Source organism: Nocardia sp. NBC_00881 (genome assembly GCF_045207455.1).
In the GTDB taxonomy this organism is placed as follows: Bacteria; Actinomycetota; Actinomycetes; order Mycobacteriales; family Mycobacteriaceae; genus Nocardia.
The window spans coordinates 3,150,007-3,171,835 of the sequence record NZ_CP108798.1 but is presented as its reverse complement, the minus strand read 5'-3'; the positions used below and the strand labels follow the sequence as shown (position 1 = coordinate 3,171,835).

Genomic DNA, 21,829 nt, shown 5'->3' with positions numbered 1-21,829 from the left:
ATGCGATGGGGGCGTGCCGGAAACCTCATCATCAGTGACCGACTACAGCTCCCAGTCCGTCGTCGCCATCGTCGCGCGCGGGGACGAGGCCGATCTGCGCCGCGTCGCGGTCGACCTCGCCGAGACTGCCGCCGCCCATGTCCGCGCCCGCCGCCTCGAGGTGTTCGGGCCCGCCGGCGCGCACGCCGAGGGCATCGTGCAGACCAAGAGCCACGCGACCGACCCGGTGACCATCGTGGACACCGAGACCGAAGAGCTGATCCGAAGACTTCTCGCCGAACAGCGTCCCGGCGACCCGATCCTCGGCGAGGAGGGTGGCGGCAGCCTCGACGACGCGACCGCGGACACCATCCACTGGGTCGTGGATCCGATCGACGGCACCGTCAACTTCCTCTACGGGATTCCCGGCTACGCGGTCTCGGTGGCCGCGCTGCGCGGCGGGCGGCCGGTCGCGGGCGCCGTGGTGGACGTCGCGCGGGCGGCGACCTACAGCGCCGGGCTCGGGCTCGGCGCACTGGGCGTTGGTGCCGACGGTGCGGTGGAGCACCTGCGGTGCACGCCGGTCGAATCTGTCTCGATGTCTTTGGTCGCCACCGGTTTCGCCTACGGCAGACAGCGCAGGACCAGGCAGGCCGCGCTGGCCGCGCAGGTGTTGCCGCACGTGCGTGACATCCGCCGTTTCGGCGCGGCCGCGCTGGACCTGTGCCATGTCGCGGCAGGTCGGGTGGACGCCTACTACGAGCACGGTCTCAACGCCTGGGATTGGGGCGCGGGGGCGCTGATCGCAGCGGAGGCGGGCGCGAAGCTGACCCTGCCGCCCGCGACGGCGCCGGGCACCGACGGTGACCTGGTGGTCGCCGCCGCGCCCGGCATCGCCGACGAACTCGGGGCGCTGCTGAACCGGGTCGGCGCTACGGAGCCGATTCCCGATCGCTGATCAGCAGCGAGCCTGCCGGGCCGCGTCGAGCAGCTCGATATCGATCGAGGTCGAGTTGCCCGGCACCGGGTTCTTCAGCGAACGCAGCACCTCCTCGGCGTCGTTGCTGGGCCGGATGTCCCGGAACAGGGAGCCGAGCACCAGATCGACCGTGTCGTCGCCGCGCTGATCCTCGATCAGCTCGGCGCACGGCGCGACCAACTGCACGGAGGCGGCGGCCGGACGGCCGCTTACCCCGAAGCGGATCTGGCCGGTGCATTCCAGGTCGCCGTTGACATACACCGAATCGTTGCCATATTGCGTCCCTGGCGCGCTCGCGAACCCGAGGTCGCCGAGCTGGGCGGCGATGTGCGCGGCCTGGCCGCGCTGGTTGTTCGCGTTCAGCACGCGCACCTTGCTCGCCGCGAGTGCTGCGGGTTCCACGTCCTGGAGCCGACCGGCGCCGACCCGCTGGCCGAGCGGAACCGGTTGCGGCGCACCAGGGTCGGCGGCCGGACTTGGAGAGTTGCACGCCATCGCGGTGGTGTCGGCGTCGTGTGTCGTCAATGCTTTGATCCAGACGATCCCGCAGATCAATGCGAGAACGCCGAGCAGGATGAGCCAGGGCTGGGGGCGGCGCCGGAGGAAGGGGCGACCTTGCGAATCCGTCGCCCTGCCTTCGGTGATCAGTGAAACCACCAGCACACTCTACGAAAATGTGTTGCGGGCGGCGCACAAGGTCTCGGCGAGTTCCACGGTCGGTGTCGATTGCCCCTCAGTTTCGACTCGTCTGTGTTTTGATTGCGACTTTTTCGCCAGGGTCCGCTATTGTCTGGCGGCCCAGATCGAATCATCGGTGGCGAAATCGGTGGTCGGTCGCGGGAACAAGAAGGGCATGCCCTGCGTTTACCGATCGCTATGTGGAGTGGATCTGCGCGATCCGCCCTGATAGGTGACCGGTGCACGTGTGACGTGCACCACCGGCGGGGCGGTACCGGTCGCCCCGATTTCGGCAGGAATCGGGTGTGAGCGGACCGGTCCGGGATATACGGAGTTAGGACGAGGGGAAGACGACATGGCAACCGACTATGACGCACCGAGGCGCACCGAATCCGACGATGTGTCGGAAGATTCGCTGGAGGAGCTGAAGGCTCGTCGTAACGAGGCACAGTCCGCCGTCGTGGATATCGACGAATCCGATACCGCGGAGTCGTTCGAGCTTCCCGGCGCCGACCTGTCCGAGGAAGTGCTGACGGTTCGTGTGATCCCGAAGCAAGCCGACGAGTTCACCTGTTCCAGCTGCTTCCTGGTTCATCATCGGAGCAGGCTGGCCAGCGACAAGGGCGGTCAGATGATCTGCATGGACTGCGCCGCCTGATCTCCCACGAGATCGGGCACTTCAGCCCGCGCTCGGTAGACCGAGCGCGGCAAGGACCTGTTCGGGCCGTCGCGTACTGACCAGCCAGTACGGCGTCGGATCGTCCGGGTCGTCGAGAACGAGCAGAACCATCGACCCGACCCACGGGCGATGTTGTACATAGGCGGCGGGGTCGAGCTGGCGACCCAGCGCCGCGCTTTTCGCGGTGGGGGCCACGGTGGCCGCGCGGGCCACGAAGTTCACCGGCAGGTGCGCGCGATCGGCGCGCAGCTCCGGTGTGCCGGCCGCGTCCGGCAGCACGTCGATCCGGTGGCGGCTCAACCACAGCAGCACCCAGACCGGGACAGGACACAACAGCACATAGGGCAGCCAGGCGCGCAATCCGGGCGCGCCCATATGGATTTCCGCGGCGAGCAACCCCGTGATGGCAAACCCCACCGGCCACCACCACAGCGGCACCCATAGACGCTCACGGTAGGGGCGTGCGGGCTGCTGTTTCTCGTCCATGGTCACGGGGTTGGGCTGGTCCGACACGAGTCAACACTAAGTCACGAGGGCGACCAGCCTACGCGTAGGCTCGTCCAACGTGAGCGCACTTTCACCTATACCCATGCTGCGGCTCGATCCCGGCATCCCCGTGCCCACGCGCGCCCATGACGGCGACGCGGGCGTGGACCTGTGCACCACACAAGACGTCATCCTGGAGCCGGGGGAGCGAATGCTGGTCGGCACCGGTGTCGCCGTCGCGCTACCGGTCGGCACGGTCGGGCTGATCCATCCGCGCTCGGGCCTCGCGGCCAAGACCGGACTGTCGGTGGTCAACACCCCCGGCACGGTCGACGCGGGGTATCGGGGTGAGATCAAGGTGTGCCTGATCAATCACGACCCGCGCACGCCGATCGAACTCCGCCGAGGCGACCGGATCGCGCAGCTGCTGGTCCAGCGGGTGGAGCTGGTGGATTTCGTGGAGGTCGACTCGCTGGACGAGACGACCCGGGGTGCGGGTGGCCACGGCTCCAGCGGAGGTCACGCGAGCCTGACCGCGAGTGGGGCGGGTCGGACGGCCGGGAAGGAGGCATGACGGGAATGTTCGGAAAGAGAAAGAAATCGTCGAGCCAGTACGCGGACGACGGATACGACGAAGCCGACGACTACAACGAAGCCGACGACTACGACGCCGCCGAATACGCGCCGGCCGACGACTACGACTACGACGATGCCCCGACCGACGAGCGCTCGTACGCGGGAGTGGACTTCGACGCCGACACGCCGCAAGGGCAGCCCGGCCCGTACGACTACGAGGACGTCGCCGAGCTGCTGGAGAATGTGTCCGAGCAGCGGCTCGACCTCGGATCGGTGCTCCTGCCGGTCCCACCGGGCGGACAGCTGCAGGTCGAGATGACGCCCGATGGTCAGCCCCAGGCGGTGCACTTGGCAACCGAGCACGGCCGGATCACGGTCGCGGCCTACGCCGCGCCCAAGTCGGAGGGCCAATGGCGTCTGGTCGCCGCGGACCTCGCCGAATCGCTGCGCAAGGACGGCGCCAGGGTGTCGGTGGAGAACGGGCCTTGGGGCCGCGAGTTGCTGGCCATCACCGAGGGCGCAGACCTGCGTTTCATCGGCGTGGACGGCTACCGCTGGATGCTGCGACTGGTCGCCGCCGGCCCTTCGGGTGCGGCGAACGACGGCAGTCCGCTGGTCAGGGCTGCGCGAGCTACCCTGAGCGAGACCGTGGTCCGGCGCGGCGAAGATCCGCTGCCGGTGCGTGAGCCGCTGCCGGTGGTGCTGCCGCAGCAGCTGTCCGAGCAATTGGCCGCAGCCCATCAGCAGCAGGTCGAGGCTCAGCAGCAGGCGATGTCGGCGCAGGCGACCGCGGCGCAGACCGGGCCGCCGAGCGTCCTTCCCCCACGCATGCCCGAGGGACCGCGGCGCGGTGCGGACGGCTCGGCCATGCAGCAGCTCGGCCTGAACTGAGCGGGCCCGAATTCAGCCGAAGGCGCCGATTCCCACGTGTCCCAGGATCGCGGGGTCGGCGCCCAGTTCGTCCAAGGTGATCCGGTGCAGCCGCGAATGCGGCACCAGCGCCGCCCACTCCTCGGCCACAGCCACCGGATGTACCGGGTCGTCGACGGCGGTGATCACGGCGACCGGCAGCGCGAAGGTGGCCAGCCGCTCGGCGTCCGGCCACTTGTAGTCGGCGGCCTCCTGCAGCGCCTCGGGCAGATGCGGCCATTGTGCCTGCCATGACTGGGTGAGCGCGTCGGCCAGCCAGCGCGGGCTGCTGGCTCGCATTCGCTCGATCACTTCGGCCAGACCGTCGGCTCGTAGCTGTGCCGCGGTGGCCGCCGCGCTCAGTGCGGCTGGACATGCGGCGGTGTCGGGTCCGGTCCACCCGGGTAGCGCCGCGACCACGCCAACGACCCGATCCGGGTGCTCGGCCGCCCACTCCAGCGTGATCGCGGCGCCCAGCGAGATCCCCGCTGCCAGCACCGGCCCCGAGCGGGCCGCCACGTCCAGCCCGGCCCGGCAGCTGGCGACCACGTCGCGCGGATCGGGCTCCACCGCGATCAGGTCGAGACCGCGCGCGGCGCTGGCCGGGCCGAACGCGCGCCTGGCGAAATCGGCGTCGGATCCGGTACCGGGCAGCGCAACGACGCGAGCGGGCTGTGCGGAGTCGAACATCGGTCCGAGCGTAGCGGGGGTGGCCCAGCCCATCTACAGTGGCGGTGTACGGCCCAGCCGGTCGTGAATTGGAAACCGATGATGGTGTGCGACCCATGCCATCTGCTCTATGCAGGAGAGCATGCACAATGTCCGCAGCCTCAGGTTATTTTCGACGTCTGGGCCGCAGACTGACCGAAGACCTCGATCAGTTGGATGCCGAAGAGTTGGCCGAGACATCGGAGGCATCAGGAGCTTGTCGGGCGTCGGAGTGTCGGCGCGGTGACGAGGCCACGATGCTCGGTAGGCTCCGCAGTGTCGAAGCGTGTCCCAAGTCCGCAGGCGCGAGTGTGCAGGCGGAGTTCTTCGACGGCACCGATGCCATCACCTTGGTGTGGATCGGGCGCAGGCGCATTCCCGGTATCGAGCCGGGTCGGCGCATCCTGGTCCGCGGCCGCGTGGGCGACCGCGACGGCCGCAAAGTGATCTACAACCCCTACTACGAATTGCGCGGGAACAGCTGACGTATGCCATCGAGCAACGACAACGCAGGCTCAGGCGATCGCACCGGGGTGGATATGCCCGACGGCCGTGACGATGAACGTGCCGATCAGACCCTCCTCGAACAACTAGGCGGATTCAGCGGACTGATCTACTCGACACTCCCCGTTGTCGTGTTCGTCCCCGTGAACAGTGTCGCCGGGCTGACCGTGGCGATCTGGGCGGCCCTCGGCGTAGCCGCCGCCATCCTGGTCTGGCGCCTGGTGCGGCGTAATCCCGTCCAACCGGCCATCTCAGGGTTCTTCGGCGTCGGGATCTGCGCCTTCATCGCGTACCGGATGGGCGAGGCCAAAGGGTTCTTCCTGTTCGGCATCTACACCAGCCTCGTCTACGCCGGGGTGTTCCTGGTCTCTATCCTGGTCCGCTGGCCGCTGGTCGGCGTGATCTGGGGCGTGCTGAACGGCCACGGTTCGGACTGGCGGTCCGACCGGAGGTTGGTGCGCTTCTACGACCTGGCCACCGCTACCTGGATTGTGGTGTTCGGCGCCCGCTACCTAGTGCAGTCGCAGCTCTACGACACCGACCGGACCGGGTGGCTCGCGTTCACGCGCATCGCCATGGGATGGCCGCTGACCGCGGTGGCGCTGGCCGTCACCGTCTGGGCCGTCCGCCGTGCGGGCCATCTGCCTACCAAGTCGGTGGCCGCGACCGAATCGGCCTGAACGTTAACCCTCCATCGTCGCCCGGCGAAAACCAGAGGGGTGGAGTGACTCCCACCGCCGAGGTGGGGGGTTACTCACCCTGGGGTGCCTGGTTGTCGGCCCGGGTTCGTCAGACGATCAATGCGTACCGAGAACACGCACTGATCGGCAAGGGAGGACTCGGACGTGGCTACCGAGCACAACATCAGGGCACTGCCCGAGAACGACAACACCGCTCTGTCGGAGAGCCGCCGGGTATCGGCCGAGGTGGACAAGCTGATCGGCCCCGCGGCCGAGGGCGACCGCCAGGCGGTCACCGAGATTGTCCGGATGGTGCACCCGCTGGTCCGCCACTACTGCCGTGCGCGCCTCGGCAACACCGCCCACCTGCAGGTCACCGTCGATGATGTCGTACAAGAAATCCTGCTGGCCACCGTCAACGCCATCCCGCGCTACCACGACCAGGGCAAGTCGTTCATGGCTTTCGTCTACGGCATCGCGGCCAACAAGGTCGCCGACGCGTTCCGTCGCAAGCAACAGCATCCGACCTACCCGATGGCCGACGTTCCCGACTTCGCGTCCTCCGCCGCCGGCCCCGAGGAATGGGCGCTGGCCTCCGAACGCAGGACCGCCACAAGGGAACTCATGAAGGTGCTGGCGCCGACACACCGCGAGGTGCTTGTCATGCGGATTGTGCTCGGCTGGTCGGCGGCACAGACCGCGGAGGCCATCGGCACGAGCCCCGGCGTGGTCCGGGTCATGCAGCACCGCGCGCTGAACAAGCTGCGCGCCGAGCTGAAGGTGGCCGCGTAAGCGCCGACCGATCAGGACATCGGCCGTATTGGAGGGTTATGGTCGGATGCCGTGATTGGCGAGTTCCAACCGGAGGTCTTCCTCGGCCTCCAGCGAGGTCACGAACAGCAGTTCGTCGTCTCCCTCGAACGGGTCGTCGGGCTGCGGCACGATCACCCGTCCGCCGCGCAGGATCGTCACCAGGGCGGCGTCTCGCGGCAGGGTGAGCGAGCGCACCTGCTTGCCCGCCAGCGCGGTGTCTGCGGGCAGCGTTATCTCCACCAGGTTCGCCTGGCCCTGACGCAGCGTCATCAGCCGAACCAGATCGCCCACGGACACCGCCTCCTCGACCAGCGAGGCGAGCAGCCGTGGCGTGGACACCGCGACATCGACCCCCCAGGACGCGTCGAAGAGCCATTCGTTGCGCGGGTCGTTCACCCGCGCCACCACCCGGCGCACCCCGAACTCGGTCTTGGCGAGCAGGCTGTGCACCAGGTTCGCCTTGTCGTCACCGGTGGCCGCGATGACCACCTCGTAGGTCTCCAGCCCGGCGTCCTCGAGCAGCGCGAGTTCGCAGGCGTCGGCGTGCACCCAGACGGCGTCCGGGACCGCGGCGGGATCGAGGTGCTCGCGCTGACGTTCCAGCAGCATGACCCGGTGCCCGCCGCGCAGAAGTTCCCTGGCGATCGATCGGCCGACGGCGCCTGCTCCGGCGATGGCTACTTTCATGTTCAGTCCTCGCTCGCTGGGGGCTTCGCCGCCAGGGCGACGGCCTCGCCCACGGCGCCGGACGCCGCGGCCACGTAGACGATGTCGTCGGCCTGGACGATGGTCTTGCTGTCGGGCAGCAGGCCCTGGCCGAATCGGATGATGAATGCCACTCTGGCCGCGATGGTCTGCTCCAGGTCGAGCACGGTGCGGCCGTACCACTCCTCGTGCAGCGTCAGCTGTGTCACAGCAACTGTTCCGGTGGGATCGCGCCATGTGGTGGTGCTGGGGTCGCCGATGAGCGCCCGCAGGAACCGGTCGGTGGTCCACGGCACCGTCGCGATGGTCGGGATGCCGAGGCGCTCGTAGACGGCGGCGCGCTTGGCGTCGTAGATCCGGGCGACCACACGCTGCACGCCGAACATCTCCCTGGCCACCCGGGCGGAGATGATGTTGGAGTTGTCGCCGGAGGAGACAGCCGCGAACGCGTCCGCCCGCTCGATTCCCGCGCTGATCAGCACATCTCGATCGAAACCGACACCGGTCACCTGCTCACCGGGGAAGTCGGGGCCCAGGCGCAGAAAGGAACTGGAGTCCCGGTCGATCACGGTGACGTCGTGCCCCACACGGACCAGGGCGTGGGCAAGCGACGAACCGACGCGTCCGCAACCCATGATCACTACGTACACCGTGCAACCTCGTTCCTGGAACCATGGTGTTCGGTCTGCTCTGCTGTTCGGTGGAACGGTACCCGTCGAATGATTCCACCGGCCACGTTCCCCTTCCGGCCGACGGGCAAACCTGCAAGCCACCCGCGCGATCCACCGTCCGGGGGCCTATGCTCGCTCCAGTGTCCAAATTGACGACGGCAGCGAAACGAGTGCTGCTGGGTAGGCCTTTCCGCAGCGACTCGCTGGGCCACACCCTGCTGCCGAAGCGAATCGCGCTCCCGGTGTTCGCCTCCGATGCCATGTCCTCGGTCGCGTACGCACCCGAGGAGATCTTCCTCGTGCTGTCGGCCGCGGGCATCTCCGCCTACCTGTATGCCCCCTGGGTCGGCCTCGCGGTCGCTTTCGTCATGGCCGTGGTCGTGGCCAGCTACCGGCAGAATGTGCACGCCTACCCGTCCGGCGGCGGTGATTACGAGGTCGCCACGACGAATCTCGGCCCCAATGCGGGCTTGACCGTAGGCAGCGCGCTGCTCGTGGACTACGTGCTCACCGTCGCGGTGTCGATCTCCTCGGCCGCGTCCAACATCGGCTCGGCCATTCCGTTCGTCGCCACACACAAGGTGTTGTTCGCGGTCGTGGCGATCGCGGTGCTCACGGCGATCAACCTGCGCGGCGTCCGCGAATCGGGCTCCGCCTTCGCCGTCCCCACCTACGCGTTCATCATCGGCATGTTCGTCATGCTCGGCTGGGGGCTTTTCCGGATCTTCGTGCTCGGCGAGGAGTTGCGGGCCGAATCGGCCGGTTTCGGGTTGCACGCCGAGGACGAGCACCTGTACGGACTCGCGTTCGCCTTCCTCATCGCGCGGTCGTTCTCTTCCGGCTGTGCCGCGCTGACCGGCGTGGAGGCGATCAGCAACGGCGTGCCCGCGTTCCGCAAGCCCAAGTCACGCAACGCGGCGACCACCCTGCTGATGCTGGGGACCATCGCGATCGTCCTGTTGATGGGCATCATCATCCTGGCTCAGAAGATCGGAATCGTCTACGCGCACAACACTTCGGATTTGATCGACGCGCCCGCGGACTATCATCAGAAGACGCTGATCGCCCAGCTGGCCGAGACTGTGTTCGACGGGTTCCCGATCGGGTTCTTCTTCATCACGACCGTGACCGCGCTCATCCTCGTGCTCGCCGCCAACACCGCGTTCAACGGCTTCCCTGTGCTCGGCTCGATCCTGGCGCAGGACCGTTACCTGCCTCGACAGCTACACACCAGGGGCGACCGGCTGGCTTTCAGCAACGGTATCCTCTTCCTGGCCGGTGCGGCCATCGCGTTCGTGGTGCTCTTCGGCGCCGAGGTGTCCAAGCTTATCCAGCTGTACATCGTCGGCGTGTTCGTCTCCTTCGTGCTCAGCCAGACCGGCATGCTGCGGCACTGGACGCGGCTGCTGCGCACCGAGACCGATCCGGGACAGCGGTCGCGGATGACGCGGTCCAGGGTGATCAACGCAGTGGGTCTCAGCGCGACCGGCGCGGTGCTGGTCATCGTGCTGATCACCAAATTCTTCGCAGGTGCCTACATCGCCATCTGCACCATGGTCGCGATTTTCATCGTGATGAAATCGATTCGCGGACATTATGATTCGGTCGCGCGCGAGCTGGATGAGCACGACTGGGACGGCGTGCTACCCAGTCGCTCCCACTCCATCGTGCTGGTGTCGCGGCTGCACCTGCCCACCCGCCGCGCGCTGGCCTACGCTCGCGCCACCCGTCCTGACACGCTCGAGGCGGTGACGGTGAATGTCGACGAGGCCGACACCAGGGCGCTCGTGCGTGAGTGGGAGCAGAGCGATATCACGGTGCCGCTCAAGGTCGTCGAGTCGCCGTACCGCGAGATCACCAAACCCGTCCTCGATTATGTCAAGCGTGTGCGCAAGGATTCCCCGCGCGACGTCGTTACCGTGTTCATCCCCGAGTACGTGGTCGGCCACTGGTGGGAGCAGGTGCTGCACAATCAGAGCGCATTGCGGTTGAAGGGCCGGCTGTTGTTCGAGCCCGGCGTGATGGTGACCAGCGTCCCTTGGCAGCTGAGTTCGTCCACCCGGGCGAAGACGCCGGGCGTGGTCGATGCCGCGGGCGCGGTGCGGCGCGGGTACGAGGATCGGACATGACATACGCGGGTCGTCCGGGATGAGCGACTGGCTGGGAAGCACCTTCGAGGTGCGGCTCGGGCCGCCTGGGCATGGCGGCTTCTGCGTCGCGCGGCACGAGGGACGTGTGGTGTTCGTCCGGCACGGCCTGCCCGGTGAGCTGGTGCGTGCGCGGGTCACCGAGGATCGGGGCGGCTCGTTCTGCCGGGCCGACGCCGTCGAGGTGCTCGAGGCGTCACCGGATCGGATTCCGGCCACCTGTCCCGTGTCCGGCCCGGGCGGCGCGGGGTGCTGTGATTTCTCCTTTGCCACGCCACCAGCGCAGCGCGCGCTGAAAGCCGCCGTGGTCGCCGAGCAGCTGCGGCGGCTGGCCGGGATCGACCGCGAAGTGCTGGTGGAGCCGATCGCGGGTTCCGGCGATACGACCGGGGGGTGGCGCACGCGCGTTCGGCTGGCGGTCGACGTGCAGGGGCGTGCCGGTGTGCATCGATACCGCAGCACCGAGGTGATCGCGGATTTGCGCTGCCCGCAACCGATCTCGGGTGCGCTGGACGGCGTCGGGGATCGGCTGTGGACGCCCGGCGGGGACCTGGTGATCGCGGTGGACGGCGACGGCATTCGACACATCGTCGAGCTGGCTCCCGCTCCGGATGCCGAGCGCGGCGGCCGCGGCGGCGATCGGCGCGGCCCCGGCGGGAGTGGGCCCCGGTCGGATTCCGGCAGTGGGGAAGCTCGCCACCCGCTCGGGGGGCGCAACCGGTACGGAGGCAGGCACGGCGGCCGCGATCAGCGAACCGGACGACGTGGCTCTGGTGGCGATCGGCGGGGCGAGTGGGCCGCAGCGGATTCCACGCGGCGCGACGAGCGGCGAAACGCGGCTGCACGGCGGGCGGCCACCCACGCGGCCCGCGACGAGTGGGTGTACGCGGGAAGTGGGCGCGCGGTGGAGTATGTGGCAGGCCGTCGGTGGGAGATCAGCGCGACGGGCTTCTGGCAGGCGCATCGGAATGCGGCGCAATGCTATTCGGACCTGGTGGCCGAGTGGTCGAGCCTGGCGCCCGGTGGGCGTGCCTGGGATCTCTACAGTGGCGCAGGCGTTTTCGCCGCGCGGCTCGCCGAGCAGGTCGGCCGAACCGGTGTGGTGCTCGCGGTTGATTCAGCCCGGCCCGCCGTCGCGGACGGGTCCGCCGCGCTGCGTGATCTTTCGTGGCTGGAACTGCGTGCGCAGCGCGTGGAGCGCTGGGTGGTCGAGCACGTGGCCGCGGCGGCGCCGGATGTCGTGGTGCTCGACCCGCCGCGCGCCGGTGCGGGCAAGGAAGTGGTGGGCGCGGTCACCGCGAGCGGGCCGACTCGAATCATCCACGTCGGGTGCGACCCCGCGGCGTTCGCCCGCGATCTCGGCCTGTATCGAGCAGCGGGCTACCGGCTCGCGGACTTGCGCGCATTCGACGCGTTCCCGGCGACGCACCACGTCGAATGCCTTGCGCTGCTGGAGCGATGAGGAGTCAATCCTCGTAGACAGGCGGACGGCGATCGCGGCGGGCGCGGATAGCCTCGTCGAAATTACCGGTGGTCAGGCGGACGTAGAGCTGTGCCATGCCCTCGTGCTGCATGTGAGATTCGAAACTGCCCGCCTCCATGCCGCTCCACAGCATGCGTTTGGTGAGTTCGGTGCCGACCCGGCTGAAGCCGATGATCTGCTCGGCCAGGTCGTAGCAGGTGTCCAAGAGTTTCGCCGCGGGCACCGTGCGGGTGACCAGGCCGATGCGTTCGGCTTCGGTCGCGTCGACGTCGCGGCCGGACAACATGATCTCGAACGCGCGAGACGTGCCGATAGCGCGGGGCAACAGGTAGCTGATGCCGAGCTCGGCGGAGGTGAGTCCATTGTTGATGCCCGCGGCGCGGAAGTACGCGTCCTCGGCGGCGATCCGGATATCGGCGCCGACGGCCAGGCAGAAGCCGCCGCCGATGGCCGCGCCGTTGATCGCACCGATCACCGGCTGGTGCATCCGCCGCAGCGTGATCATCACGGCATTGAGCAGATCCATCGAGCGGCGCGCGACACTGGTGACGGTCAGCCCGTCGATGTTCGGCACCTTCCCGGCGCTCTGCAGGTCGGCCCCTGAGCAGAACCCATGTCCCGCGCCGGTGAGCACGATGACGCGCACGTCGTTGTCGGCGCTGACCTCCTCGAGCGCCTCGCGCAGCGGAATCATCACATCGAACGCCATCGCGTTCATTCGCTCGGGCCGATTGAGCGTCACCAAGGCGACGTGCGGCCGCGGTGTGTCGACGAGAACGAACGACATACGACCTCCCGATCGGGGCGACGATCACAATATAGGCACACATGCTCGGTGCGGCAGCGAATTCGGGCGCGGAACGCACGATCCGATCCGCCTCGCGAACCAACGTTCCGCACGGTCGGAACGATGGATTCACCACATCTGATCCTGTCGTCCCGCAGGCGCGGAGACCAGCGTGGTTTCTTCTACACCGACGTGCCCGGGTGGCCGCAGAGCACCTGCTCCCGGTCGGCGAAGGCACGCTGCGGCGACCTGCCGTGCTATGTCAACCCAGATGCCAGGTGACGCGGATTCCCGCGGAGATCTCGCTTTCGCCCAGTTCGACCGGGACGGGGGCGGCGCCGTAGGCGTTCATCGGGGCGGACAAGGCCGCCATGCGGGGGATGGCGGCGGGCGCGGAGGAGGTGTTCTCGGTAATTTCGAGGACCTTCCCGAGAGAGCATTGCGCGCGGCTCGCATATTGCTCAGCCTTGGCGACGGCATTCTCCCATGCGGCGTCGCGCGCCTGGGCGAGCAGGGACTCCTGGTCGGCGAAGGTGAGGGTGAGGCCGCCGAGGCGGACGTCGTCACCGCCCGCGTCGACGCAGTTGGCGATGATCGCCGCGGGGCCGGGATCGGCGTTCTCCCCGATGTCGCGCAGGGCGATGGTCAGCGATGTGCTGGCGAGGTACCCGGTGATGCGATTGCCCTGGCCTTCGGTCCACACCGTTTCGGTGTGCACCGACAGCCCGCTGGTGGCGATGTCGGCGCCCCCGACGCCATCGGATCGCAGCGATTGCGCGACTGCGGCCACGCGCTCACCGGCCTGGCTGTAGGCGAGCGCGACTTTGCTCGCCCGCGATTCGATGGAAATCGTCACCCGCATCAAGTCCGGGGCGGCGCGGGCGGTGCCGTGCCCGAAGATCGTGACGGTACCTGCGCGCGAATCGGACTTCTTGCTCACGAATTCTCCTCGATGGTCGCTCCGAACTGCTCAACAGACCCGCGCCGCACAATCGCCTCCGCGCGCACGTCGGTAATCACCTCCGCGCACCGCGATTGCCTGGACCGCCGCGTCCATCCGCCATGGGCGCCTCCGCCGCCAGCCGTTCGAGCAGCGCGAGCTTCGACTGCGGCGCCTGCGCGGCGGGGGCGTAGCGCGCCGCCCGGGCAGAATCTGGTTGCGTCGCAGCCAGTTCGGGGATGTAGTCGGCCAGGGCACCGGAGTCGTCGCCGCGGCGCAGCTGGTATACATCCTCGGCGATCCGCGCCCCGACACCGGGTTCGATTGTCCGCGAGACCACTTGCTCGGGCTGTGCCACCCTGCCACTGTAGGCCGGGTACCGTATGTCGAGGCTCACATTTCGGCGCGATGTCGGCTGGTGGTGACCGTTCTCGTGCGGGGGCATCCGCCGCCGCTCCGTAGACTGAGCGGATCAGATGCGCTATCCGGAGGGAGCGAGTTCAGGTGGGAGTGCTTTCCCGGGTCGACACGCCCGAAGATCTGCGGCGGCTGACCGTGCCGCAGTTGCGCGAGCTGGCGGAGGAGATCCGCGAGTTTCTGGTGCGCAAGGTCGCCGCGACCGGTGGACACCTCGGCCCCAATCTCGGTGTGGTCGAACTCACGATCGCGCTGCACCGGATCTTCGACTCGCCGGCCGACCCGTTGATCTTCGACACCGGGCATCAGGCCTACGTGCACAAGATCCTGACCGGTCGCAAGGACCAATTCGACTCGCTGCGTAAGCGGGGCGGTCTGTCCGGCTACCCGAGCCGGGCGGAGAGCGCCCACGATTGGGTCGAGTCCTCGCACGCGTCGGCGGCACTGTCCTACGCAGACGGCCTGGCGAAGGCGTTTGTGTTGAACGAGCAGGACCGGCATGTGGTCGCGGTCGTCGGTGACGGTGCGCTCACCGGCGGCATGTGCTGGGAGGCACTGAACAATATCGCCGCCGCCCCGGACCGGCCGGTAGTCATCGTGGTCAACGACAACGGCCGCTCCTACGCGCCTACCATCGGCGGTTTGGCCGACCGGCTGACCGCATTGCGCACGCAGCCCGTCTACGAGCACGCGCTGGACGCGGGAAAGCGCATCTTGAAGAGCATCCCCCGTGTCGGGGAGTCCGCGTACTCGATGATGCACGCGGTGAAAGCTGGGATCAAGGACGCGGTCAGCCCGCAGGAGCTGTTCAGCGACCTGGGGCTCAAGTACGTCGGACCGGTGGACGGCCACGACATCGCCGCCATGGAGGCGGCGCTGCGCCGGGCCAAGGACTTCGGCGGACCGGTCGTGGTGCACGCGGTGACGCAGAAGGGCCGCGGCTACGCCCCCGCGGAGAACCACGTGGCCGACCAGATGCACGCGTGTGACCCGATCGATCCGCTGACCGGCGTTCCGGTCGGTGGCGCGAAGGCGCTCGGCTGGACATCGGTGTTCTCCGACGAGCTGATCGCGCACGCCGAGCGCCGCGACGACATCGTCGCCATCACCGCCGCGATGCCGGGGCCGACCGGGCTCACGGCGTTCGGTGAGCGGTTCCCGGAGCGGATGTTCGACGTGGGCATCGCCGAACAGCACGCCATGGCCTCGGCGGCAGGTCTCGCACTGGGCGGAATGCATCCGGTGGTCGCGATCTACTCGACGTTCCTCAACCGCGCCTTCGACCAGCTGCTGATGGATGTGGCGCTGCTGAAGCAGCCTGTGACCGTGGTGCTGGACCGCGCCGGCATCACCGGCTCCGACGGAGCAAGCCACAACGGCATGTGGGATCTATCGGTGCTCGGCATCATCCCAGGAATCCGGGTGGCCGCGCCTCGGGACGCAGCGACGCTGCGCGAGGAGCTCGCCGAGGCGCTGGCCGTGCACGACGGGCCGACCGTGCTGCGGTTCCCGAAGGGCAGTGTCGCCGAGGACATCTCGGCACTCGAACGGCTGGACGGGGTGGATGTGCTCCGGATGGCCGAGCCGGAGGGCGGCTCCATTCAAGCGGTGCACGGCGATGTATTGCTCGTCGCGGTGGGCTCGTTCGCGTCGGTAGCGCTGGAGGCGACGAAGCTGCTTGAGGCCGAAGCGATTTCGGTCACCGTCATCGACCCGCGCTGGGTGCTACCGGTGTCCGACACCCTGGTGAAGCTCGCCGAGAACTACCGGCTCGTGGTGACGCTGGAGGATGGCGGCCTGCACGGTGGCATCGGCTCGACGGTGTCGGCCCGCCTGCGCAACTCCGGGCTGGATATCCCGACCCGCGATCTCGGTGTGCCGCAACAGTTCCTGGACCACGCGTCGCGTGGCGAAGTGCTCGCCGAGCTCGGGTTGAGCGCCCCCGACATCGCCCGCCGGATCGGCGGGTGGCTGGCCGCCCGCTGACACCGCCTGGCCACCGAATCCGTGCGTGTCCCTCGGCCGACGTCGCCGCGTCCTGAGTCAGCTGAGGGGCAGCAATGCGACCGTCAGCACCGGTACTGTCAGCTCGCGCTGCCAGGGCCTGGCACCACCGGCCTTCAGGAACCCGTCGACAGCCGCTGAGAGTTCGGCGGGAAGGTCGGCCCGGTTGTAGTCCGGCAGCCCGTCCCAGCACAGGCGACGGACCAGATCCGGTGCGAGCAGGTTCTCCACCGGAATCGCGTGCTCGGTCGACAGCTCACCCATCGCGGTCCGCGCCCTGGTCAGGCGGGCGGCGGCGGACGGGTCGCGCCGCTCCCAGCGGTTCACCGGTGGTGGACCGTCGAACGGCTGGGTCAACGGCGGCAGCTCGCTGTCCGGCAGGGTACGGCCGCGCTCCACCGCTGCGAGCCATTCTCGGGAGTACCGGCGCTGGCGCGGCCCGCCGAAGACCGGAAGCGCGCGCAGCTGAGCGATCGACTTCGGCTCACCGGTCGCCGCGGCGATGATCGCGGCATCCGGAAGGATGCGCGCGGGCGCCACGTCGCGGGCGCGAGCCAGCGCGTCGCGGGTGGTCCACAGCTCACGCACCACCGCGAGCTGCCTGGTCCGGCGCAGTGTGTGGATGCCGGAGGTGCGTCGCCAGCGCTCGGCTTTCGGCGCGGGCGGCTCCATCGTGCGGATGTGTTCGAATTCCTGTGCCGCCCAATCCGATTTGCCCTGGGCCGCCAAGTCGGCGGCCACCACGTCGCGTAGCTCCAGGAGCAACTCGACATCGAGGGCGGCGTAGTTCAGCCAGTCGTCCGGCAGCGGCCGGGTGGACCAGTCGGCCGCACCGTGCCCCTTGCGCAGTGCTCGGCCGAGCAGGCGCTCTACCATCGCGGCGAGCCCCACGCGTTCCAAACCGGCCAGCCGACCCCCCAATTCGGTGTCGAACAGCCGCGCCGGGCGTAGGCCGAGTTCGGCGAGGCCGGGCAGGTCCTGGTCCGCCGAATGCAACACCCACTCCAGCTCGTTGATCGCCTCGGCCAGTGGAGCCAGCTCGCCGGTGACCGGAATCGGATCTATGAGGAAGGTGCCCACGCCCGCCCGGCGCAATTGGATCAGATACGCGCGCGCCGAATAGCGGAAACCGGAGGCGCGCTCGGCGTCCACGGCAAGCGGGCCGGTGCCCGCGGCGAGGCGAGCGGCGGCCGCGGTGATCTCGGCGGCGGTGTCCAGTACCGGTGGCACGCCCTCCGCCGGCGCGAGCAGGGGTGTCGCGGCCGAGGGTTCGGTTTCGTCTGGTACGGACATGGTGTTGCACTTTACGTGCCGTCGCGCAGGCGCTGCCGTCCTGTCGGGCATCCGTGTGTCGATTGATCGGGCTCAGTGCACCTGGTCAACCGTCGGACGGCGGCTCGGCGCTGGTCATAGCTCGGTGCCGGCCCACTCACCCCTGGTCGACGGGCATGCCCGGCCGCATCTGGGTGATCCCGGCGGGCGGTAGCCCCGCCGCGTAGGCCAGCACTTCGCAGAAGGCTTCCACATGCGGCCGCATGTCGGTGGTGACCGCGGTCCAGGAGGCGCGTAACTCCAGCTGGTGTGCGCGCGGCGGGCCGGCGATATCGCCGTAGCGCACTGAGCTGGTCGAGGTCACGGTGCCACCCAGCGCGGTGAACGGCTCGGTCCGCGACTCCAGCGCGTCCACCAGCCAGCTCCACGCGACCTCGGGCAACAGCGGGTCGGTGGCCAGCGCGGCATCGATGTCGGCCTGGATGTAGGCGACCAGCCGTAGGGTGCCGTGCCACGTTTCGTCACCGTCCGGGTCGTGCAGCAGGATCAACCTGCCGAACGCGTCGCCCTCGGAATCAATCGGCACCACACCGGTTTCCGGGTGTTTGACCTCGGCGCCGACGGCGTAGGAATACGGCGCGAGTCGTTGCGGCGGCCGGATGGGCGCGAGCTCGATCCGGGGGTGCACGGTAGCGGTGCCCATCGCATCGACCGCGGCGCGAAACTGAGCTGGCTCGCCATGGGGTCCCTCGGTCGGTGCGGCGCCGTCGCGGAAGTCGAGCGGTGTCACGGAAAGTGACGGTAGACCTTGTGCACCCGGCGCAGTCGGAGGCGCGCCGCTGTACTCGTTACGGCGTCCGCGGGGCCCTTCGTGGTTACGCACACTGCCGCCTCCGGGTCCGCCGCTCCCGCCTGGCCTGCTTACGATAGCCGTGATGAGCACTCATACCCGCCGCCGGTTGACCGATGCCCCGTTTCTGGCCGCCGCCACCGGTGCGCCGCCGAGTAGGCGTCCGGTGTGGTTCATGCGCCAAGCTGGACGCTCCCTACCCGAGTACCGCGAACTGCGCGCAGGCATCGGGATGCTCGAATCGTGCTTCGATCCTGAGCTGGTGTGCGAGATCACTTTGCAGCCGATCCGCAGGCACAATGTCGACGCGGCCATCCTGTTCTCCGACATCGTCGTTCCGCTGAAGGCGGCCGGCATCGACCTGGACATCGTGCCCGGCGTCGGGCCGGTGATCGCGTCGCCGGTGCGGACCGTCGGTGATGTGCACGCGCTGCCGCGGCTGCGGCCCGAGGAGGTCGGTGCGGTGACCGACGGCGTGCGACTTCTGGTCGACGCGCTGGACGAGACGCCGCTGATCGGGTTCGCCGGCGCACCGTTCACGCTGGCCTCCTACCTGGTCGAGGGCGGGCCGAGCAAAAACCACGAGCGCACGAAGGCGCTGATGCACGCCGACCCGCAGACCTGGCACACGCTGCTCGGGGTGCTCACCGACATCACCATCGCGTTCCTCCAGGCCCAGCTGTCCGCGGGTGTCGACGCGGTGCAGCTGTTCGACTCCTGGGCGGGTGTGCTCTCGCTCGCCGACTACCGCAGCTTCGTGCTCCCGCACTCCGAGCGGGTGTTCGCCGAGATCGCTGACGCGGGCGTGCCGCGCATCCACTTCGGCGTCGGCACCGGGGAGCTGCTGGGCGCGATGGGAGAAGCGGGGGCAGACGTGGTCGGTGTCGACTGGCGGGTGCCGCTGACCGCTGCCGTCCGCCGCGTCGGATCAGGAAAAGCCTTGCAGGGCAACCTCGATCCGGCCGTGCTGTTCGCCGGGTCGGCGGTGATCGAGGCGGAGACGCGCCGCATCGCCCGCGAGGCGGACGAGGCGATCACGCTCGGTGCCGCCGGGCACATTTTCAACCTGGGCCACGGTGTACTCCCGGACACCGACCCTGGCGTGCTGACCGCGCTGGTGGAGCTCGTCCACGAACTGTGAGGCTCGTGCCCTGCCGTGCCGGCCGGTAGCGACACAGGCGACGAGCGGCGGCCGCCGGACACGATACCGTCGCAGTATGCGTGTAGCGGTGGTCGGCGGTGGGATCAGCGGGCTGGTGGCCGCATATCGGCTCCGGACGCTCCTCGGGCCGGAAGCCGACGTGCTCGTGCTCGACCGGGCTGACCGGGTCGGCGGAGTCCTCTACACCGGTGAATTGGCCGGCGAGCCACTGGATCTCGGAGCAGAGGCGTTCGTCGGGCGGCGGCCGGAAGTGCCCGCACTGCTGCGTGAGCTCGAGCTCGAGTCACAGCTCGTGACGCCCTCGGGCCTGCGGCCGCTGGTGTGGTCGGCCGGTGTCGCACGTCCGCTGCCGGTGGGCACGCTGATGGGTATCCCGGCGACTGCTGAATCGATGCGCGGGCTTGTCGACACCGAGACTCTGGGCCGGATCGCCTCCGAGCCCGGCAGGCCGCTGACCTGGGAACCCGGCTCCGACACCGACGTATACGGCTTGGTCGCCGACCGGTTCGGCGCGCAGGTCGCCGAACGCAGCGTCGATCCGCTGCTCGGCGGCGTGTACGCGGGCAGCTCGCGCTCTATCGGCGTCCGCGCCGCGCTGCCCGCGCTGGCCGCGGCCCTGGACAGCGGCGCGCCCAGCCTCGCCGCCGCCGTCGGCGCCGCGCTGCCGCCGCCGTCGAATGCGCCGGTCTTCGGCGGAATCCGCGACGGCTACCGAGTGCTCCTGGACGCGCTCGCCGCACACTCGGGTGCGAAATTCGTCACCGCGACACCGGGCACCCGCCTGGCGAGGGGGCTGCGCGGCTGGGTGGTTGACCCGATCGGGGCTGTCGACGCGGTGGTGCTCGCGACCCCCGCGCCCGTGACCAGTCGACTGCTGGGCGCCGTCGCCCCTGTCGCGGCGACGGAACTGGCGGGCATCGAACTGTCCTCGTCGGTGGTGGTCGCTCTCGCGCTGCCACGCGACACTGCGTTGCCGGGCAACTCCGGCATCCTCGTGGCCACTGGAGAACCGTTGCGCGCCAAGGCCTTCACCCTCTCCAGCCGCAAATGGACCCACCTCGGCCAGCGTGAAACCGCCCTCGTCCGAGCCTCTTTCGGCAAGTTCCGGGACGATTCGCCGCTGTCGTGGTCTGATGCCGAGCTGGTCACCGCCGCCGCCGAAGACCTGTCCACTGTCATAGGAGCCGCCATCGAGCCCTGCTCGGCGGTCGTCCAGCGCTGGCCCGGTGGCCTGGCCCAGTACGCACCTGGCCACACCGCCCGCATCGCCGCCGTCGAAGCCGAAATCGGTTCCCTGGACGGCCTCGCCGTCGCGGGTGCGTATCTGCACGGCGTCGGCGTGCCCGCGTGTGTCGCTTCCGGTACTGCCGCCGCGCATCGGATCGCGACGGGATCAGCAGCGTCCACCGCGGGCTGAACCGCGTCCAACTCCTTCCGCCTCCCGCGCGGCCGAGTCGCTTTGCCCGACGTGTACCGGCTGTCACCGAATGTGTTATCTGCCAAAGGCTTCCCGGTGCGGCATGGCCGCGTCTACTTCGCGGTGCGCACCTTGCCCGGGGCGCCGACATGTACGTCTGCGAGTCGACCGTGTGTCAGGCAGAGCGGAACGTTCGGTGACCGGAGTGGCAATCGAGCAGTTCATGCCCGGGAAGCCGGGCTCTTGTGGACGGGTGGAAAGATAGCACCATGGCGCGACTCGACTATCAAGCTCTGAACTCCACCATTCGTTACCTGATGTTCTCGGTATTCCAGGTACAGCCCGGAGTGCTGGGCGACGAGCGGGACGCTGCGACCAAGGATGCCCGCGCGTTCTTCGACGGCCTCGCTGACCGCGGCGTCGTGGTGCGCGGCATCTACGATGTGGCGGGCGTGCGCGCCGACGCCGACTTCATGATCTGGTCGCACGCCGAACGCGTCGAGGAACTTCAGTCCGCCTACTCGGATTTCCGCCGCACCACCGAACTGGGCCGCGCCAGCGTGCCCGTGTGGAGCAATGTGGCGCTGCACCGGCCCGCCGAATTCAACAAGAGCCACATCCCGGCGTTCCTCGCCGGTGAGGAGCCGGGCAACTACATCTGCGTCTATCCGTTCGTCCGCTCCTACGAGTGGTACCTGCTGCCCGACGAAGAGCGACGCACGATGCTCGCCGACCACGGCAAGGCCGCGCGCGGCTACCCGGATGTGCGGGCCAACACGGTCAGTTCGTTCGCACTGGGGGACTACGAGTGGATCCTCGCTTTCGAGGCGCCGGAACTGCACCGGATCGTCGATCTGATGCGCGATCTGCGGGCGACCGAGGCCCGGAGGCACGTGCGCGAGGAGGTGCCGTTCTTCACCGGCCCGTGGGTGCAGATCGAGAAGCTGATCGCCGCTCTGCCCTGAGCAGGCCGGTCCTGTGGA

The 21,829-nt window shown here is 68.8% G+C and carries 24 protein-coding genes; 14 read left to right on the top strand and 10 right to left on the bottom strand.

Features of this window, described 5'->3' with window-relative positions; all coding sequences use genetic code 11:
• The first annotated feature begins 34 nt into the window (after positions 1–34).
• Positions 35–937, top strand: a complete 903-nt coding sequence (locus tag OH799_RS12805) for an inositol monophosphatase family protein (protein WP_406279772.1) — start codon at positions 35–37, stop codon at positions 935–937.
• On the opposite strand, the gene cei is transcribed toward OH799_RS12805, so the two are convergent.
• Positions 938–1,615: an envelope integrity protein Cei gene (gene cei / locus OH799_RS12800; protein WP_406279769.1), complete on the bottom strand. Its 678-nt coding sequence runs from the start codon at positions 1,613–1,615 to the stop codon at positions 938–940. It lies immediately after the preceding gene.
• 376 nt (positions 1,616–1,991) lie between these two features.
• Here cei and OH799_RS12795 point away from each other — a divergent pair, with 376 nt between their 5' ends.
• Positions 1,992–2,294 carry a DUF4193 domain-containing protein gene (locus tag OH799_RS12795; RefSeq protein ID WP_014351871.1) on the top strand — a complete coding sequence of 101 codons (303 nt, stop codon included), beginning with the start codon at positions 1,992–1,994 and terminating at the stop codon, positions 2,292–2,294.
• A gap of 21 nt (positions 2,295–2,315) precedes the next feature.
• On the opposite strand, the gene OH799_RS12790 is transcribed toward OH799_RS12795, so the two are convergent.
• The gene (locus OH799_RS12790; RefSeq protein ID WP_406282030.1) at positions 2,316–2,801 is read right to left on the bottom strand and encodes a DUF3093 domain-containing protein; all 486 of its coding nucleotides are present in this window, start codon (positions 2,799–2,801) and stop codon (positions 2,316–2,318) included.
• Positions 2,802–2,904: 103 nt separating this feature from the next.
• Between OH799_RS12790 and dut the strand changes: the two genes are divergently transcribed.
• Positions 2,905–3,375 carry a dUTP diphosphatase gene (dut, locus tag OH799_RS12785; protein WP_406282028.1) on the top strand — a complete coding sequence of 157 codons (471 nt, stop codon included), beginning with the start codon at positions 2,905–2,907 and terminating at the stop codon, positions 3,373–3,375.
• A 5-nt stretch (positions 3,376–3,380) separates the two neighbouring features.
• Positions 3,381–4,268, top strand: coding sequence for a DUF3710 domain-containing protein (locus tag OH799_RS12780; RefSeq protein ID WP_406279765.1), 888 nt, complete (start codon positions 3,381–3,383; stop codon positions 4,266–4,268).
• 12 nt (positions 4,269–4,280) lie between these two features.
• Here the strand turns inward: OH799_RS12780 and OH799_RS12775 are convergent, their stop codons facing one another.
• Positions 4,281–4,976: an alpha/beta fold hydrolase gene (locus OH799_RS12775; RefSeq protein WP_406279762.1), complete on the bottom strand. Its 696-nt coding sequence runs from the start codon at positions 4,974–4,976 to the stop codon at positions 4,281–4,283.
• Positions 4,977–5,104: 128 nt separating this feature from the next.
• On the opposite strand from OH799_RS12775, the gene OH799_RS12770 reads away from it, so the two are divergent.
• The 3 genes from OH799_RS12770 (at position 5,105) to OH799_RS12760 (ending at position 6,970) form a co-directional block, all read left to right on the top strand.
• Positions 5,105–5,479: an OB-fold nucleic acid binding domain-containing protein gene (locus tag OH799_RS12770; protein ID WP_357260972.1), complete on the top strand. Its 375-nt coding sequence runs from the start codon at positions 5,105–5,107 to the stop codon at positions 5,477–5,479.
• 54 nt (positions 5,480–5,533) lie between these two features.
• Positions 5,534–6,178: a DUF3159 domain-containing protein gene (locus tag OH799_RS12765; RefSeq protein WP_406282025.1), complete on the top strand. Its 645-nt coding sequence runs from the start codon at positions 5,534–5,536 to the stop codon at positions 6,176–6,178.
• A gap of 165 nt (positions 6,179–6,343) precedes the next feature.
• A complete protein-coding gene (locus tag OH799_RS12760) occupies positions 6,344–6,970 on the top strand; it encodes a sigma-70 family RNA polymerase sigma factor (RefSeq protein WP_406279758.1) in 627 nt (208 codons plus the stop codon).
• A gap of 36 nt (positions 6,971–7,006) precedes the next feature.
• Here OH799_RS12760 and OH799_RS12755 read toward each other — a convergent pair whose 3' ends face one another.
• Both OH799_RS12755 and OH799_RS12750 read right to left on the bottom strand, forming a co-directional pair.
• The gene (locus tag OH799_RS12755) at positions 7,007–7,678 is read right to left on the bottom strand and encodes a potassium channel family protein (protein ID WP_406279755.1); all 672 of its coding nucleotides are present in this window, start codon (positions 7,676–7,678) and stop codon (positions 7,007–7,009) included.
• A gap of 2 nt (positions 7,679–7,680) precedes the next feature.
• On the bottom strand, positions 7,681–8,346 hold the full coding sequence (locus tag OH799_RS12750) for a potassium channel family protein (RefSeq protein ID WP_406279752.1): 666 nt from the start codon (positions 8,344–8,346) through the stop codon (positions 7,681–7,683).
• Between the two features lie 161 nt (positions 8,347–8,507).
• Between OH799_RS12750 and OH799_RS12745 the strand changes: the two genes are divergently transcribed.
• Positions 8,508–10,496: an APC family permease gene (locus tag OH799_RS12745; RefSeq protein WP_406279749.1), complete on the top strand. Its 1,989-nt coding sequence runs from the start codon at positions 8,508–8,510 to the stop codon at positions 10,494–10,496.
• 19 nt (positions 10,497–10,515) lie between these two features.
• Positions 10,516–11,976, top strand: a complete 1,461-nt coding sequence (locus OH799_RS12740; RefSeq protein WP_406279746.1) for a class I SAM-dependent RNA methyltransferase — start codon at positions 10,516–10,518, stop codon at positions 11,974–11,976.
• Between the two features lie 4 nt (positions 11,977–11,980).
• Here OH799_RS12740 and OH799_RS12735 read toward each other — a convergent pair whose 3' ends face one another.
• Complete coding sequence (locus OH799_RS12735) at positions 11,981–12,784, bottom strand: enoyl-CoA hydratase (RefSeq protein ID WP_406279743.1); 804 nt, start codon at positions 12,782–12,784, stop codon at positions 11,981–11,983.
• A gap of 123 nt (positions 12,785–12,907) precedes the next feature.
• On the opposite strand from OH799_RS12735, the gene OH799_RS12730 reads away from it, so the two are divergent.
• Positions 12,908–13,066, top strand: coding sequence for a hypothetical protein (locus OH799_RS12730; RefSeq protein ID WP_406279740.1), 159 nt, complete (start codon positions 12,908–12,910; stop codon positions 13,064–13,066).
• Here the strand turns inward: OH799_RS12730 and OH799_RS12725 are convergent.
• Both OH799_RS12725 and OH799_RS12720 read right to left on the bottom strand, forming a co-directional pair.
• On the bottom strand, positions 13,047–13,724 hold the full coding sequence (locus OH799_RS12725; protein ID WP_406279737.1) for an SIMPL domain-containing protein: 678 nt from the start codon (positions 13,722–13,724) through the stop codon (positions 13,047–13,049). The genes OH799_RS12730 and OH799_RS12725 overlap by 20 nt on opposite strands.
• Before the next feature lie 76 nt (positions 13,725–13,800).
• Complete coding sequence (locus tag OH799_RS12720; RefSeq protein WP_406279734.1) at positions 13,801–14,082, bottom strand: hypothetical protein; 282 nt, start codon at positions 14,080–14,082, stop codon at positions 13,801–13,803.
• 146 nt (positions 14,083–14,228) lie between these two features.
• Here OH799_RS12720 and dxs point away from each other — a divergent pair, with 146 nt between their 5' ends.
• Positions 14,229–16,127: a 1-deoxy-D-xylulose-5-phosphate synthase gene (dxs, locus tag OH799_RS12715; protein ID WP_406279731.1), complete on the top strand. Its 1,899-nt coding sequence runs from the start codon at positions 14,229–14,231 to the stop codon at positions 16,125–16,127.
• A gap of 57 nt (positions 16,128–16,184) precedes the next feature.
• Here dxs and OH799_RS12710 read toward each other — a convergent pair whose 3' ends face one another.
• Entirely contained in the window at positions 16,185–17,438 is a 1,254-nt protein-coding gene (locus OH799_RS12710) for an HRDC domain-containing protein (RefSeq protein WP_406279728.1), read from the bottom strand.
• A gap of 136 nt (positions 17,439–17,574) precedes the next feature.
• Positions 17,575–18,207 (bottom strand): DUF3000 domain-containing protein, encoded by a 633-nt coding sequence (locus OH799_RS12705; RefSeq protein ID WP_406279725.1) that lies wholly within the window; start codon positions 18,205–18,207, stop codon positions 17,575–17,577.
• A gap of 145 nt (positions 18,208–18,352) precedes the next feature.
• On the opposite strand from OH799_RS12705, the gene hemE reads away from it, so the two are divergent.
• The 3 genes from hemE to hemQ all read left to right on the top strand — a co-directional run bounded on the left by hemE (position 18,353) and on the right by hemQ (position 21,811).
• Positions 18,353–19,408, top strand: a complete 1,056-nt coding sequence (gene hemE, locus OH799_RS12700; protein ID WP_406279722.1) for a uroporphyrinogen decarboxylase — start codon at positions 18,353–18,355, stop codon at positions 19,406–19,408.
• Between the two features lie 76 nt (positions 19,409–19,484).
• Complete coding sequence (locus tag OH799_RS12695; RefSeq protein ID WP_406279719.1) at positions 19,485–20,846, top strand: protoporphyrinogen oxidase; 1,362 nt, start codon at positions 19,485–19,487, stop codon at positions 20,844–20,846.
• 269 nt (positions 20,847–21,115) lie between these two features.
• A complete protein-coding gene (gene hemQ, locus OH799_RS12690; RefSeq protein WP_357261005.1) occupies positions 21,116–21,811 on the top strand; it encodes a hydrogen peroxide-dependent heme synthase in 696 nt (231 codons plus the stop codon).
• The last annotated feature ends 18 nt before the right edge of the window (positions 21,812–21,829 follow it).